This is a genomic window from Fibrobacter sp. (assembly GCF_017545445.1).
GTDB lineage: Bacteria > Fibrobacterota > Fibrobacteria > Fibrobacterales > Fibrobacteraceae > Fibrobacter.
Genome location: NZ_JAFWOM010000040.1, coordinates 17,947 through 33,350, shown reverse-complemented (window position 1 = coordinate 33,350; position 15,404 = coordinate 17,947). Strand labels below are relative to the sequence as shown.

Annotated in this window: 12 protein-coding genes; 3 read left to right on the top strand and 9 right to left on the bottom strand. The window is 47.8% G+C overall.

The features are described from left to right. The 6 genes from carB to IKG78_RS04935 all read right to left on the bottom strand — a co-directional run. Positions 1-2,032: carbamoyl-phosphate synthase large subunit (gene carB, locus IKG78_RS04960; protein ID WP_290940225.1), on the bottom strand; the 2,032-nt coding region annotated here is incomplete at its 3' end. Positions 2,033-2,263: 231 nt separating this feature from the next. Next, on the bottom strand, positions 2,264-2,464 hold the full coding sequence (locus IKG78_RS04955; RefSeq protein ID WP_290940222.1) for a hypothetical protein: 201 nt from the start codon (positions 2,462-2,464) through the stop codon (positions 2,264-2,266). A gap of 113 nt (positions 2,465-2,577) precedes the next feature. Then, positions 2,578-2,880: an HU family DNA-binding protein gene (locus tag IKG78_RS04950; protein ID WP_290940219.1), complete on the bottom strand. Its 303-nt coding sequence runs from the start codon at positions 2,878-2,880 to the stop codon at positions 2,578-2,580. A gap of 107 nt (positions 2,881-2,987) precedes the next feature. Next, positions 2,988-4,115 carry an AI-2E family transporter gene (locus IKG78_RS04945; RefSeq protein ID WP_290940216.1) on the bottom strand — a complete coding sequence of 376 codons (1,128 nt, stop codon included), beginning with the start codon at positions 4,113-4,115 and terminating at the stop codon, positions 2,988-2,990. Continuing rightward, positions 4,093-4,878, bottom strand: coding sequence for a hypothetical protein (locus IKG78_RS04940; RefSeq protein ID WP_290940212.1), 786 nt, complete (start codon positions 4,876-4,878; stop codon positions 4,093-4,095). Before IKG78_RS04940 ends, IKG78_RS04945 begins: the two co-directional genes overlap by 23 nt. Then, positions 4,879-5,382: a hypothetical protein gene (locus IKG78_RS04935; protein WP_290940209.1), complete on the bottom strand. Its 504-nt coding sequence runs from the start codon at positions 5,380-5,382 to the stop codon at positions 4,879-4,881. Between the two features lie 100 nt (positions 5,383-5,482). Between IKG78_RS04935 and IKG78_RS04930 the strand changes: the two genes are divergently transcribed. After that, positions 5,483-6,340, top strand: a complete 858-nt coding sequence (locus tag IKG78_RS04930; RefSeq protein ID WP_366074807.1) for a tetratricopeptide repeat protein — start codon at positions 5,483-5,485, stop codon at positions 6,338-6,340. Positions 6,341-6,657: 317 nt separating this feature from the next. On the opposite strand, the gene IKG78_RS04925 is transcribed toward IKG78_RS04930, so the two are convergent. Next, positions 6,658-8,637 carry an FISUMP domain-containing protein gene (locus IKG78_RS04925; protein WP_290940207.1) on the bottom strand — a complete coding sequence of 660 codons (1,980 nt, stop codon included), beginning with the start codon at positions 8,635-8,637 and terminating at the stop codon, positions 6,658-6,660. Positions 8,638-8,773: 136 nt separating this feature from the next. Between IKG78_RS04925 and IKG78_RS04920 the strand changes: the two genes are divergently transcribed. Further along, entirely contained in the window at positions 8,774-10,171 is a 1,398-nt protein-coding gene (locus tag IKG78_RS04920; protein WP_290940204.1) for a hypothetical protein, read from the top strand. Between the two features lie 139 nt (positions 10,172-10,310). Beyond that, on the top strand, positions 10,311-11,888 hold the full coding sequence (locus tag IKG78_RS04915; RefSeq protein WP_290940202.1) for a biotin attachment protein: 1,578 nt from the start codon (positions 10,311-10,313) through the stop codon (positions 11,886-11,888). A 75-nt stretch (positions 11,889-11,963) separates the two neighbouring features. Here the strand turns inward: IKG78_RS04915 and IKG78_RS04910 are convergent, their stop codons facing one another. After that, positions 11,964-14,435, bottom strand: coding sequence for a C25 family cysteine peptidase (locus tag IKG78_RS04910; protein WP_290940199.1), 2,472 nt, complete (start codon positions 14,433-14,435; stop codon positions 11,964-11,966). Positions 14,436-14,627: 192 nt separating this feature from the next. Next, positions 14,628-15,392, bottom strand: a complete 765-nt coding sequence (locus tag IKG78_RS04905; protein WP_290940196.1) for a hypothetical protein — start codon at positions 15,390-15,392, stop codon at positions 14,628-14,630. Between the last annotated feature and the right edge of the window lie 12 nt (positions 15,393-15,404).

Here is a 15,404-nt window from a genome sequence, read left to right as displayed (position 1 = left end):
GTAGCTTGTTTACAACTTCCTGGAACAGCTTACGATCCTCTGCACGGTCGATGTCGGTAGGTGAGGTACCGATGATAGGTACACCTTCAGCCTCAAGTTTCTTAGCCAGCTTCAATGGAGTCTGACCACCGAACTGCACGATCACGCCAGCCGGCTTTTCCTTGTGGTAAATCTGGAGCACGTCTTCCAAAGAAACCGGTTCGAAGTACAGCTTGTCGGAAGTATCGTAGTCGGTAGAAACCGTTTCAGGGTTGCAGTTCACCATGATGGTTTCGTAACCCATTTCGCGGAGGGCCATTGCAGCGTGGCAGCAGCAGTAGTCGAATTCGATACCCTGACCGATTCTGTTCGGGCCACCGCCGAGAATCATGATCTTCTTCGGGTTGTTGGAAGCGGTAGATTCGTCCTTGCAGTTGTAGGTGCTGTAGTAGTAGTACTGGTCCTTCACGCCGCTCACCGGCACTGCGCACCAGCCTTCGACCACACCGAGTTCGGTGCGCTTCTTGCGCACATCCTTTTCGCGGATGCCGAGGATCTTCGCGATGTACTTGTCGCTGAAACCATCCTTCTTGGCCTTGATGAGGAGTTCGTCAGCAGGCAGGCGGCCCGGAGTCTTGAGCATTTCTTCTTCGAGCTGAACGAGTTCGCGCATCTGCTGCACGAAGTAAGCCTTTTCGTAAGTGGCGGCGAAGATTTCTTCGTCGGTAGCACCCTTACGGAGGGCTTCGTACATCTGGAAGTGGCGTTCGGAAGAAGCGGTCTTCATCATTTCAAGGAGTTCTTCCTTGCTCTTCTTGTTGAAGTCCTTGGCAAAGCCGAGGCCGGAGCGACCGTTTTCGAGGCCGCGGATAGCCTTCTGGAGGGTTTCCTTGTAGGTCTTGCCGATAGCCATGACTTCGCCCACGGCCTTCATCTGGGTGCCGAGGCAGTCATCCACGCCGCGGAACTTTTCGAATGCCCAGCGAGCGAACTTGAGCACCACGTAGTCACCGCTCGGGGTGTACTTTTCGAGGGAGCCATCGCGCCAGTACGGAATCTGGTCGAGGGTGAGGCCTGCGGCGAGTTTTGCAGAAATGAGGGCAATCGGGAAGCCGGTAGCCTTGGAAGCAAGAGCAGAAGAACGAGAGGTACGCGGGTTGATTTCGATAATCACCACGCGGCCGGTCTTCGGGTCGTGAGCGAACTGCACGTTGGTACCGCCAATCACGCCGATAGATTCCACAATCTTGAAGGCCTTTTCCTTCAGTTCTTCTTCGAGCTTCTTGTCGATGGTGAGGAACGGGGCTGCGCAGAAGGAGTCACCGGTATGCACGCCCACCGGGTCGATGTTTTCGATGAAGCAGATGGCGATCATCTGGTTCTTGGAATCGCGGACCACTTCGACTTCGAGTTCTTCCCAACCGAGGATAGATTCTTCGATGAGGCACTGGTGCGTCATCGAGAGTTCAAGACCGTTGGAGCAAATGGTGCGGAGTTCTTCCACATTGTAGCAGAAACCGCCGCCTGCACCGCCCATGGTGTATGCCGGGCGAACGACGACCGGGTAGCCGATTTCTGCAACGATCTTTTCGGCTTCTTCCACGGAGTGGCAAATGCCGGAGCGCGGGGTGTCGATGCCGAGCTTCTGCATGGTTTCCTTGAAGACTTCACGGTCTTCGCCGCGTTCGATAGCGTCGAGGTTCACACCGATGACCTTCACGCCGTACTTGTCCAAGACGCCGGCCTTGTTGAGGGCACAAGCGAGGTTCAAGCCAGTCTGACCGCCCAAGTTCGGGAGGAGGGCCTGCGGGCGTTCCTTTTCGATAATCTGGGTCAAGCGGGCGACGTTCAGCGGTTCGATGTAGGTGGCATCGGCCATGACCGGGTCGGTCATGATGGTAGCCGGGTTAGAGTTCACGAGCACAATCTTGTAACCCTGTTCGCGCAGGGCCTTGCAAGCCTGGGTGCCGGAATAGTCGAATTCGCAAGCCTGACCGATTACGATCGGGCCAGAACCGATGATAAGGACTTTGTCGATGCCTTCAATCTTCATTTTGTTTTCTCCGTTGAACTAATTATTTATTAAAAAACAAAAAAGCTGAACCAAATGGTCCAGCATTAAAAACAACATTGGAAATAGCAAAAGCAGCGAACGGCGCGACACTATGCATGTCGCAATTGCGCTTCAAGTTTTTCAGCATCACGTTCATCAACTTCCCTATTTCGCAAAAACTTAAACTTGCGCAAATATAGAATATGTAAACGCGCCTTTCAATAGGAATTGCTAAAAATCATCCTCATCCATTGAAGGAGGATCATCCGGCTCTGTATTTCCTGGATTATCTCGGCATATCGGAAGAGTCGGCTCATTCAAGCATTGTTCAAGAAGATCTTGCCTTTCTGTACTATTCGGGTCATACTCAGTACATCCAACAATTCCCAAAAGCGATACAGCAAGGAGCATTCCCACAAAAAATCGTTTCATAAAGACCTCTAAGTTATTGACACTCAATATAATAAACTTTTTCTACAATCAAAAAAAGGACCGCCATAAAGCGACCCTTTTCTTTGCGTAAAAGCAAATCTAGCTCAGAGAAATTACTTCTTAGCCGGCTTGTTCTTAGCAGCGGTTTCCTTGAGAGCGGCACCGACCTTGAAGGACACGGTCTTGGAAGCCTTGATCTTGATCGTTTCGCCAGTCTGCGGATTGCGGCCAGTGCGAGCAGCGCGGGTCTTCACAGAGAAGGTGCCGAAGCCGATCAACTGGACGTTGCCGTCTTTCTTGATACCAGCGGCGATGCCATCGAGAACTGCGTCGATAGCGCGAGCTGCAGCAGCCTTGGATTCGATGCCAGCTTCCTTATTGGCGAGCACGGCTTCAATGAGATCTTGTTTGTTCATTTTTAACTCCTTGAGTTAGATTTGTGAAATGTTTGGTAATATTATACTTTTTTTTTCTTCCAGTAGAATAGTTTTATTTGAAAAAAGTTTTTTAAAACCCTATAAAATCAAGCCTTGGGAGCCAGTCTGCCCGATTCTTCCACGTATTGGTCCGCTTTGGTCCTCAATTTTTCGACATAAACAAGGCAAAGGCATGTAAACGGAATCGCAACCAAGAGTCCCAAGAAACCTAGCAACTTACCCCAAATCGAGAGCGAAAGAAGAATGCCTACCGGCGGAAGGTTCATCGACTTTCCGACAATGTGCGGCACCAAAAAGAAGTCTTGAATAATCTGCACGACAAGGTATATTGCAAGGATGATAATTGCGACTTCCCAAAACGGCATTCCCTTATCCAAAGCGTAAACCACAGCCAGTAGAAGGGCGAGCGGAATAGTCGTTAGTTGCATGTAAGGAATCATGTTGAGTGCCCCAGAGAATAGTCCAAACGCAATCCCCATCGGGAGTCCCATAATGCTAAAGCCAATCGCATAAAGAACTCCGACGGTAAAAGCAACCATGGACTGAGCTCGGAAATACGTTCCCATAAACTGGTCAATAGCGCCTGCAAATTCTCCAGCCTCGCGACGATAACGTCTCGGAATCAAGCGATGAATGCCTTTCCTTATTTTATGCATATCCAGCATAATGAAGACAAGGTACATAAATACGACAGCCGCACTCGAAATACCAACTAGTATAGTAGTTGTTTTCGACAGCACGTCCCAGGCTCCAGGAAGAATCTTGCCCGAAACTGTCTGGAGGACATTCCAAACATCAAGCGATTCCATCGCTTCTGCAATACTGTCCCAAGAAATAAGCGACTTCACCGATGCCCACATATCCGCAGGCAAGAATTTTAAAATACGCTCACTCCACGTCGAGTCCGTGAAAACTTTTGAAAGGAGCGTTCCTAGATATTGCACTTCATGAACCACTTTTGGCACAAAGAAATACATACAACCGCCAATCACGATTGCACACCCCAGCAACACAAGGACCACCGCAATCACACGATGTTTAAACCTTATCTGTAATCTACAGACAAGAGGGTCCATAATGTATGCCATCAAGAACGCCGCAAAAAACGGGAACAAAACTCCACTCAAATAATTCAACACATAAAGGGTCACTGCAACTGCTACGGCAATCATCACATAGCGCATTACCCTATCAAGCGTCCAATTTCTTTGCATTTTCACTCCTGCAATTTTTCGAAGTCAAAACAAAAAACAGAACAAAGGCAAGCAAAATTCCGCCAAGCACGACATACATTATTTTGTGCAATTCTGCATTGTCACCCCAAATACGAGCATAGCGGATTTCCATATCGTCAGGAATGCCACGAAGTGTAGAGCCTCCACTGACAATTTCAAAGAACGAAGCCCGGTTCAAGTACGTCTTACCGTCATCTTTTTCAAGCCCCTGTTGCGAGAACCACCATTCGGGAACTCTGAACTCGCTAAGCGCAAACTTGCTCACCGCGAAACGTTCCTTCGGGCCGCCCATCAGCAAATAAGGCGACGACGGAATCTGTTTTTCCAAAACACGGAGCGTCGCGTAATCGCCCTTGCGTGAATAAACCGGATCATCCGTCAAAATGCGAACGTTCATAGAGTTCATCCGTTTCGACGCCACACGCACCTCGATGGAATCGTATTTCGTCAAGTCCAAAAGACCCGCCGGACGTTTATTCATAGACTTCAAATTAAAGCCTACCCCCGCATAAGAAAACGCCTTACCCAAGCGGATCGTTACAGACGAAGTCAAAAGCGTATCCGTCACTTGGACTTCGCTCGTCGAATATCCTCCGACGGCACTATCATTTAGCGGAAAGATTTCAAACGTCCGCTCAGGGAAAAGTTCCAACGACGTTTCGCCGCTGCGAATATAAAAGAATCCCCACGCCATCAAAAGCGCAAGAAAAAAGGGCACCCCCCACCATCTAACTTTTTTCATTTACTCAAAAAACTTCCTTAAAGTTCGATTGTACTGTATCAAATCAAGCGGATCTTCTTCCACAACTTTTTCGCCAAACAACTTTGTCACAAACGAGTCTATCCAATGGATGAAGAAGAAATGATGTTTTCCTTCTTTCGCCTGCGGAGCGGCCTTGATATCCAAAGACCACTGCAAAAGCTCCATCACCTTCGATGGCGGCATATGGAACGTTTCGCAGCATGTCGTCACGTAACCGTCAAAACCGTAATGCGGGAGTTTTCCCTTTACAAGCGGCTGACCGTGATCAATACACACTGGGTTTTCGCACGGAGGATCTTGCACATTTTTCTTTTTCAAATCATTGAGCCACAATTCCCGCGTCTTGTCCGAAAGTCCGCCATAAAAAGCAAACGTCTGGTTGCACGGGAAATAAATGGAATAGCACTTCGGACAAAACCGCAAATCAAGGTTTACGATTTTGAGAGACTCGACTTCAGAACCACAAAAAGAACATTTACACATGCTTTTGAATATAGTTAATAGTGGTTAGTGGTTAGTGGTTAGTAGTTAGGTTTTGTTTTAAAAAAAAGGATTTTTCTGTTGCGCCCCTGTTTACCAACCACTGTTTACTAACCACTTTCCTATATTTACTCCCATGGCTAAAGTAGTTCAGATTACCGCAGAAAATTTTGAAGCAGAGGTTATCCAAGCCTCCGAAACCCGTGCAGTCGCCATTCTTTTTTCTTCCGCAGAATACCCCGATTGCGCCCCGTACTCCCAGTTGCTCGGACAACTTTCTACGAGCATGGATTTTACGCTCGGTGTCGTAAGTTGCGACGACCGCGAAAACATGCGCCTCATCCAGATGTTCCGCGTGCAGTCCGTCCCAGAGATCCACATCGTCGAAAAAGGGCAAATTGCAGACGTCATCCAAGGAGTTCTCCCCGAAGCAGACCTCAAAAAACGCCTCGAAAAGTTCTACGTCTCGGACGAAGCCCGCATGATGAACGCACTCGAAGAGGCTATTGCAGACAAGCGTTACGATGAAGCGTTACCACTTTTGAACAACGCGCTTTCCAAATCGCCAAACGACAAGAAGCTCCAACTCTTGTGGGCAAAAGCAAGCCTCGGCATGGGCGATACCGAAAAAGCAAAAGAAATTTTAAACAAGTTTAACGAAGCCGATGACCAGTACCGCGAAGCGAAATCGCTCTTGGAACTTCTCGACTTCCACGCCGAAGTCGCCAAGAAAGACGTACAAGGCAAAGAGGCCATCGTCTATCACGAAGCCTGCAAACTCGCCTGCGAAGAACAATTCGAAGCTGCGCTTCAAGCATTCCTAAACTTGTTCATCGAAGCCCCCGACTGGAACGATGGAGCTGCCAAAAAGGCAATGCTTACGCTGTTCGGCGTTCTCGGCCCCAAGCACGAACTCACTTGGAAGTACCGCGCCAAGCTCAACACAATGATGTTCATCTAAAACAATAGGCCCAAGCTAATGACCTTGCTCCTCGCCATACTATTTTTTGCTTTTGTCGTAGGAGCAATCATTCGTGGGCATTTCTCTTATTCAAACGTTGAATACAGCTTTCATGAGCATCCCGTACAGTTCGTCATCGTTCTGTTGTTCATGACAGGCATGTTCGCACTTTGTACATACCTCTGGCTTAGGGAAATGCAATTCATTTAAAAAGTTCCGCATGAACACACAAAAAAAAACACGGCATCAAAGCCGTGTTTTTTTTTCATTCTGGAGGGGCGAAGCCCCGATAGAATCCACCGAACAGGAGTTCTATGTTATCTGCACTTGGCATTTGCAATGTTCAACAAATTCTTGTATGCCGCCATGCACTTTCTATGATCAATCGTACCTTCGGTGTAAGAATAGCATTCGCCAAGCTTTTTATTCGCCATGTCGCGTTCCTTGCACACCCTCTTCGGAGCCGGGTTACCCTGCGGAGCATTCTTCTGCTGCGGTGCAGAAGCAGGAGGCGGAATCGTAACAGGAGCATCATAAGAATACACAAAAATTTCAACACGGTTGTTCTTCGAACGGTTGTCCGCTGTCGTATTCGGAACAATCGGTTCATCACCGCCCTTGCCGGTCGCAATGATATCCTGTCCCGGAATTCCCGACATAACCAAGTAGCTCTTGATTTCTTCAGCACGCTTTGCTGTAAGAGCACGGCTTCTCTCCGGACGGTCAAGGTTGTCCGAATGCGAAACAATCTCTATTTTCTTTCCGTGGTAGTTTCTGAGATGGTCTGCTGTAGATTTCAAACCATCCGCAGATTCACGCGTAAATCTGGACTGTCCCACGCCAAAAGTTACACCCTGCAAAACAAAGTGTTCCAAGACAGTCTTGTTTGCAGCAGGCGCTCCAGTCGGTGCGGCAGGCTTTTGCGGAGCATTATCCAGTCTAGAAGCTTGCGGCTTTTGAGAAGCTCTCGATGAACCATCCTTCACGCAACGCACCTTGTTCGTATAAGCGTCGCCATGCTTAAAGTACGGAATGCCTTTTTCGCGAATGGCATTGTACTTCCAATCCACGAAAGTCATCTCGTTACCGCTCTTCGAAGAAGTCCAGTAGCCGCGCTTGAAGTCGAAATTCAAGCTGCACGGATTTTCCTTCGTATCGCGGTTCGTCTTTTTACGCTTGTCATTCGCATGCATTTCAAAATCAGAAGCCTTCGAGAAAAGTTCCTCGTATTCAGCCTGATCCGGGACATGCCAACCGCTCGGGCATGCACGCCCAATATTTCTCGCTTCCATTTCGTCAAGGCGTTCGAAAATCAAGTCCTCGGCCAGCCAAACCTGGTCGCCCACTTTAAGCGTCCTATAAGACTTGCCCGAATGGTCGTTCACGGTTCCAATGCGATCCTTGCAAGCAGCATCCCAATTCATGATGCAACGCACAGAATAAGCATTCGCCTTTCTTCCCTGGAACGAAAGCGTTTCCAAGTTTGTGCCCCTGAAGCTCATCGCATCGGCACGGTCACCCGGTTTTTCATCACCCAACCAGAAGAACGCACGATTTCCAAGGTCAATGTAGCTTTCGCCATCGACATAATAACCGCCATCCAGCACTCTAAAGTTGTTCAAATTAAAGTCCTGATAGTTGAGGTCATCGCCCATAGGCAAGCTCCAACCATCCGGGCATGCGTTTTTCGCAGCGTTCCACGTATAAAGTCTGCCATAGCGTTCGCAGTTTTCAGTGGAATTGTCATAGCAGTAGCTTTCCGGCAAACGGAACTTCAAGTTTTCAGCCATCCAGACGCGACCGCCAATCTTGACCGTATAGTAACGGGAACCATCGCGATTATCCGTCAAGACATTTTTCACTTCATCGTAAGTCGATGTATTCTGATACTTGGCTGCTGCATAAGGATCTGACTGAACATGCTGGGTTACCGCTTGACTATTCGATCCCAAGATAGCACGTTCATCCTCAGAAATACTGCAATCGTAATCTTGTGGAAGCTTTCCGAAATAATAATTATACTTGTCCGGCGTAATCCAAATTTCGCTATTGCCTACAGACGAACGCATATAGGAACGAGGCATGTTGGCACACCTGAAAAGCACATTGGCACAACGGCCGTCTTTCTGTTCCGTTCTAAAAGTATCATCCATGTCCGGGCAGCGCCAGTAGCAAGAGCTACCGAACATGTCGTCAAAGCTGCATCTCAACACAGTCTTGTCGCCAGACGAGGCTGCCAAAACCGATTCCGCAGCAATAAGAGAAGTCGCTATAGCAAGAGCGTACTTTTTATTCATAGAAACTCCGTATTCCAACACAATTAAAAGTGTTCGTAATATTATGATTAGACTAAAGATACAAAATTCAAATTCCATTTTTTTAATGAAAGCCCGTATTCAAGTCTTTTAACGTCCCAAATTGTATATTTTTGTCATGATTCGCCGCAAAATTCCTTTTTTGATGCTATTTACATTACTTTCGTGCATCAACGCAGCCCCTCCTGTTGCGTCAAAAAAAGGCGATATTCAACTGACGCAATTAAAAGACGGAAGCGGAAGCACCTGCACAATGCAATCCAGTGAATCCGCCACCATCCTAAAAAGTCTCCCAGACGAAGAAGTAGTTCTATTACAAACAACATCAGGATGCCAAGGCTGGGCCAAGAATAAAGATTTGGAGTATATAACGCAAGCCTCCCTCGCAGAACCCCCACCTTCCTGTATTTTAGACATACTCCCAGCAGATGCAAATACGTTATACAACATTCAAAAAAACCTCGCCGATTCCATAGCCATTTATTACGGAGATTCCACACTCTACAGCTACTTGGATTCCACAAAATTTTTTCACCATCCTGACGACTCTAAATTTTCTCTTCGCTTTAACGCTATAAAAGATTCGCTCTACCGCTATTACATGGAAAATCCATATCATCTCCTAGAGCACGACCAGTTCATCAAGAATAAATTAAGAATAAATAAAAGCAACTTCTTTTTTGCAAGAATGGAATGGGATAGCCTAGCGACCATTTTCAGCCTATATCCCGACTCCATATTTGACGAGGTCTATGCCACGAACCGCAATTTATATTCAGATTCAATAAAAAAGCTATCACCTCTCAAACGCCGTTCGGCAACACTAGCCCTTCTGGATTACGAAAAAAAGATCAACACCCCAAACGAGATTTCCAAAGACATCGCATGGTATAAGCACCAGCTAAAAATGCAAACCTTGGCAGATTCCATTGTACAAGAACATCCGCAATACAACGAACCTGTTTACAAATACCATTACAACATGGGACAAATTCCCAAGCGGCGCAATCCTTCATTTTACTTTGCCGCCGGAGTATCAGCAATGCATTTATTTGGCGACAACGAATCTGTATATGGAGAATTGTTGGGGCTTGATTTAATTTTTCTAGGGGGATTCACGCCCATAGGAACATTCGCCCTTAAATCAGCAATAGCCTTCGGAGCAAACACTGGTAAAGAATTTATCTACAAAGACGATAAAAAAGTTTTCAAGCACAACTCCTTTTTGAGCACCGCAGATATATCTATTTTATACAGACCCACAATTTCTGTACACAACATATTTAATACATGGGCAATCCTCCCAGAATTCGGGACAGGACTTTATTTACTAGACGACAACATTTTCTACTACGCCCTCGGAATCCGCTACGAAAAATCCATGCAGACCATCGAATCGACCGTCAAGAACCGCTACGGAATCATCAACGGTTGGAGCATCGGGCTAACCACCAAATGGAGCGGAATAAGCTTCAAAGGCCTAGCCCTCGACATCCGCTGGGCGTTACACATATGATTCACAAAAGCAATCCACCCTCCAATTCACCCCTCATTTCCCTTCCTACTTCCTACTTCCTACTTCCTACTTTTCTATATTTGCCCCCGTATTTTATTGTACAGTAAAACTCAGGGATCCTATCCCACAGGAAAACATTATGAAAAAGATTCTGTTCCAAGACACCTCGTTCCGTGATGGCTTCCAGTCCATTTTCGGAGCTCGCGTGTTCATGAAAGACTTCATGCCTGCCGTTGAAGCAGCTGTTAAGGCTGGCATCACTCACTTCGAAGCAGGTGGTGGCGCTCGTTTCCAGGCTCTGTACCAGAACTGCGGCGAAGACGCATTCGACATGATGGACGAATTCCGTCGCGTTGTCGGTCCGAAGATTCGCCTCCAGACTCTCGCTCGTGGTATCAACGTGGTCGCTCTCGCTCCGCAGCCGCGCGATATGATCAAGCTCCATGCCGACATGTTCAAGAAGCACGGCATGACCCGTATTCGTAACTTCGACGCTTTGAACGACGTCAACAACCTCATCTACTCCGGCAAGTGCATCACGGACGCAGGCCTCGAACACGAAGTCGTCGTCACCATGATGGAACTTCCTCCGGGATGCGACCTCAACGCCGCCCACAACCCGGAATTCTACGAACGCATCCTCCGCAACATCTTGGACGCCGGTGTTCCGTTCGCTTCCGTCTGCTTCAAGGACGCTTCCGGTACGACGAACCCGACCAAGGTTTATGAAACGTTCAAGCGCGCTCGTAAGCTCCTCGGTGACAAGGTCGAACTCCGCATCCACAGCCATGACACTTGCGGTACTGGTGTGGCTCAGTACAAAGCCGCTATCGAAGGTGGCGCCGATGGCGTTGACCTCGGCCGCAAGCCGCTTTCTGGCGGTACGGCTCAGCCGGACCTCTTCTCCATGTTCCACGCCCTCAAGGGCACGGAATACAAGCTCGCCCTCGGTGAAGACAGCATCGTTGACGATCACATTCCGGAACTCATGGAAGCTAACAACGTCGCTGTTGAATGCCTCAAGGACTACAACTTCCCGCCTGAAGCACGTCAGATTACGACCGACGTTATCTTCAGCCCGATGCCGGGTGGCGCTCTCACGGCTAACACGCTCATGATGCGCGAAACCAAGACCTTCCACCTCTTCCCGAAGGTTATCGAAAACATGAGTGAATGCGTACGCCGCGGTGGCTTCGCTTCCTCTGTGACGCCGGTTTCTCAGTTCTACTTCCAGCAGGCTTACATGAACACCCTGAACCAGGCCGCAGGCCGCGGTACTTGGTTCAAGATGACCGAAGGCTACGGCAAGATGCTCCTCGGTTACCAGGGCAAGATTCCTTGCGAACCGGATCCGGAACTCGTGAAGATCGCAGCCGACCAGTTCAACATGAAGCCGTTCAAGGAAGCCTATCCGGGCGTCCAGTGCGCAGAAGAAATTCTTCCGCCGGGCATTCCTGCAGCAAAGAAGCTCCTCGAAGAAAATGGTCTCCCGGTCAACGACGAAACCATCTTCATCACGGGCTGCCTCCAGACGAAGGCTGGCAACAAGGGTATCGAATTCCTCAAGGGCAACCGTCACATCGGCGTGCCGAAGAAGGATCCGAACGCCGCTCCTGCTGTCGATACCAAGAACATGAAGGCCGGTGCTGCAAGCACCTACCGTATCGCCCTCGGCAACCAGAGCTGGGACGTTCAAGTTCAGACCCTCAGCAAGTAATAGGCATTCGCGAAAGTCGAAAGACTTCGTTTCAAGCTTTAAAAAGGACTTCGAGCATTTCGCTCGAAGCCTTTTTTAATTTGCACGTACTTTTACGAAATAGCGGGCTTCACCCATTTTCGCGTTCGCCCACACCACGGAATTTCGCCCGGCGTTCGCATACACGTCAAAAGAATCAATCTTTTGTCCAAGCATGTTCATCACAATAATCTTGTACGAACCAGCCTTGGTCACATCAAACTCAATCACTCCGCGATTAAACAAAGCAGCCCCAACACGCGCCTTGCCAAACGAAATTAAACGTTTATCTGCAAAATCGATGGATTCTGTTTTAGGTTCGCCGTCAACAGGAGCGAATGGCACATAATAAGCGACCGACTTGTCATGGACCGCGACGCCATTCCCAGTAAACGTTCCAAACGCCTTGCCGCGAACGTTCACCATTGTATTCGGCGCATAAACAGAACCATAAAAAGCACTGTCCAAATCCACTTCTTTAGCATCGCCACGCACAAACAACTTAAATCCCTTCGCCCATTCCGCACTATCCGCCACAGCGCTTGCCGGTGAAGCGTCCCAAGCGAAGCCGTTCTTGACGTGCATCGCGGAATAGTACCCAGGCTTTTCAAACTTGTACTTAGACCCCTTTTCCATATTAACGGTCTCAACGTAAAAACCTCCCTGCGGAATCGCAAGCGTTCCGGAAGATTTCACCGTCAAATTCTTGATGCACGCCCCATCCGCAGGAGTATATACCTTGTCAACCGTCACGTCCTTGCAGCCGCTCAACGGAAACTCCGGCAGGGGCTCTTTAAAATCGAGTTCCGCATTCCATTTTTTCGCATTTTTATAGGCGATGTAATTGTACTCCGCATTGGCATTGATATTAACATTTGCATTTTCAAACGTGCTATATATCGTAGCGTTTGTCGCAGTGACGCTTCCATTCAATACCAGTCCGCCCTTGGCGTAAATAGCGCCAATTTCAGCACTTCCATGGACTCCCGCGCAATAATTTTTCGCCGTAGAGCCGCAAACCACATTGCATCTTCCGTTAGCCCCCTGCGACTTGTCATAGCACTTTCCGCTAATGTTGAAGTCCTTAAACGCATGCAAAGCGACATTCTTCGGAATTTCCTCTTCTTTTACATTTTCCCTATCGACATTCAACTTGATAAACGGGTCTCCAAAGAATCCGTACGGATAAAACCATTCATAGACATCTTTCGTATGCTTGGAAGCTTCGAACACCTGAGTCCTGTGATTAACCCATTGGAGATAAGCGTCCCCCAGCATATTCGTTTTCAATTGTTTGTAGAAATAGTCGTTGTCCTGATAGCCGCCACCCGTCTTTGTATTGCCAATCACCGTCACGCCGCCGCCAGCCGTCCTAAAAATATGTGCAAGGGCGATATTGCGGTCATAAGCATTCCCTTCGAAAACAACCGTTCGCGCAGCGCTACAAGAATACAAATCAAACACACGAGCATTCACATGGACAAGAGTATCGAAATCCTCAATCTTGACACCGCTTTCAAAGTACGTTTCCATCGCATGGCCTATATGGAAAACCCAATCATAATCCTTCGTTATGAAATCCAGGTATTTTCGATTGTTGGCCTCCCACATCACGTCAACTTCGTTGAACATATTCGATAGATTGTCGATGTAGTTCACCATAGAAAAGTCGCTTGCCAATATATCGGTCTTTGAAGAATAGGTATATAAAGCCTTGTCCGGGCGAGATGTTTTCACTTGCTGGTCGTACGCCTTGGCAAGCCACCTCAACATAAATTCCTTCACCTTGGGGAAATATTCCGTATCATAGTTTTGGAGCTGTTTTTTCCATTTCGCAGCCGTATGTTCGCGAGCTTCACCATAAGGGTTCACGCGGGACACCCAAATTTCGAAATCGTCAGACCCAAGCTCTCCATTTTTACTGTAATGGGCATCTAAAATTCCATTGGCAGCTCGCACCAAACGATCGCACTTTCCTCGATTTTCGCAATTGATACCTGTAATTTCGTCTCTCCATTCTCCGTCCAAATCCATGAAATAGAAATCGGCGACCCAACGCTGGTAATTCGTATAAGGGCCTGCGTCCTCCGGGTATGCAAATTTCCCGTCGGACGTCTTGACGAAATACTCCATTTCGGCAAAAGGCAAGTTGCCAACAAGAATAACGCCCGCCAACGGTTCCTTGCTCTTGTCTTCCCACGATTTCTTAATCGCCGCTTTTAGTTCGGCAGCAGACGTTTTCACCTTAAAACTTGGATTATCGCCATCAAGCGTCGAGGAATCCAGCACCAACGCTACCGGAAATGACTTGACATCGATCTTGAAACTGAAATTCTTTTCGACAGCGCCCGCATATTTTTTTATCGCCGCAAGCACCTCACCATCCTTATAAAGATCTTCATCCACATAAATTTCGGCACGTCTTAGAATCGCATTTAAAGAAGCATCTTGTTCCGCAGCATTCCCCACAGCAAAACAGAGCTGCCCTAAAAAAAGTAACGCAGATACAATTTTCACGATTGATTTCATACCACCCTCCACAAAATACTTATTGAATCTCATCCTACTTTTGAATATACTCTAGCCCAAACAAAAAGTCAAGAACCATTGCTTACAAAATGCGTAGAAAGGACATCGAGTTTTCACCCGATATCCTTGATTTTTTCCCAACAAGAAATTCGAATTAATCCGATAATTGAATTTACAAGCAAAACAATTCAGCTAAAAGCTAAACGTCTTGCCGAAATTCACACCATAGCCAACCTTTTCTGCGGCAAAAACTCCACCATGGAATCCTGACGGATGAAAGTAGTTCAGCATAAAGCCGACATTCAATGTCTTGAGCCACATGATATCGCTTTCCAACATAATTGCGCCATATTGTCCAAGCCTAGCTCCAATGCGTGCCGCAGAATAGACTTTTACGCCATATCCTTCGTCATCGTTTTCAGCCATCTCCTTGCCCAATTCGTCGCGAATATCGTCAAAATCGCCACCACCTTCAAAAATCTGGATACCAGCGCCAAGTCCCAAAATCACAGGGCCTGCGTCAAAGTCTGCGCCGACCGCAATGCGTTCCTGCAAATTCCAGAACGAATACTTCTTCTTCCCCTCAGGATAGTCAAGCCATGCTTCGTAAAGGTCATTGCATTTACCGCCTTCGGTACAGTCAAACGAAGCATTTCCGCCCTTGCCGCCAAACGCAGCCTCCACGTAAAGCGGAGAAGAGAATCCGAGCGGCCTGTAATTCAGAGAAGCAGTCGCTCCCCCGGTAAACCCGTCCTTGATGTTACGGCCAGACATCTTAGCACCGCCATAAGCATCAATCGACATCGTCATTGCAGAAGTATCGCCATTGACCGCAAGACGCGGCTGGTGGGCCACAATCATCTGCGATGCCCCCATCGAACTCAAGTGCGGATTCAAGCAACCACACAAAGAGAATGCAAACACAGACAAAACGCCGAAAAGTATTGCTTTTTTCATAATTCATCCTTC

What these genes read in the sequence shown, in the direction of transcription:
- IKG78_RS04945 (WP_290940216.1), bottom strand. Translation starts at nt 4,115, where the DNA reads ATGCAAAGAAATTGGACGCTTGATAGGGTAATGCGCTATGTGATGATT.
- IKG78_RS04935 (WP_290940209.1), bottom strand. Translation starts at nt 5,382, where the DNA reads ATGTGTAAATGTTCTTTTTGTGGTTCTGAAGTCGAGTCTCTCAAAATC.
- IKG78_RS04955 (WP_290940222.1), bottom strand. Translation starts at nt 2,464, where the DNA reads ATGAAACGATTTTTTGTGGGAATGCTCCTTGCTGTATCGCTTTTGGGA.
- IKG78_RS04925 (WP_290940207.1), bottom strand. Translation starts at nt 8,637, where the DNA reads ATGAATAAAAAGTACGCTCTTGCTATAGCGACTTCTCTTATTGCTGCG.
- IKG78_RS04915 (WP_290940202.1), top strand. Translation starts at nt 10,311, where the DNA reads ATGAAAAAGATTCTGTTCCAAGACACCTCGTTCCGTGATGGCTTCCAG.
- IKG78_RS04920 (WP_290940204.1), top strand. Translation starts at nt 8,774, where the DNA reads ATGATTCGCCGCAAAATTCCTTTTTTGATGCTATTTACATTACTTTCG.
- IKG78_RS04950 (WP_290940219.1), bottom strand. Translation starts at nt 2,880, where the DNA reads ATGAACAAACAAGATCTCATTGAAGCCGTGCTCGCCAATAAGGAAGCT.
- IKG78_RS04905 (WP_290940196.1), bottom strand. Translation starts at nt 15,392, where the DNA reads ATGAAAAAAGCAATACTTTTCGGCGTTTTGTCTGTGTTTGCATTCTCT.
- IKG78_RS04940 (WP_290940212.1), bottom strand. Translation starts at nt 4,878, where the DNA reads ATGAAAAAAGTTAGATGGTGGGGGGTGCCCTTTTTTCTTGCGCTTTTG.
- IKG78_RS04910 (WP_290940199.1), bottom strand. Translation starts at nt 14,435, where the DNA reads ATGAAATCAATCGTGAAAATTGTATCTGCGTTACTTTTTTTAGGGCAG.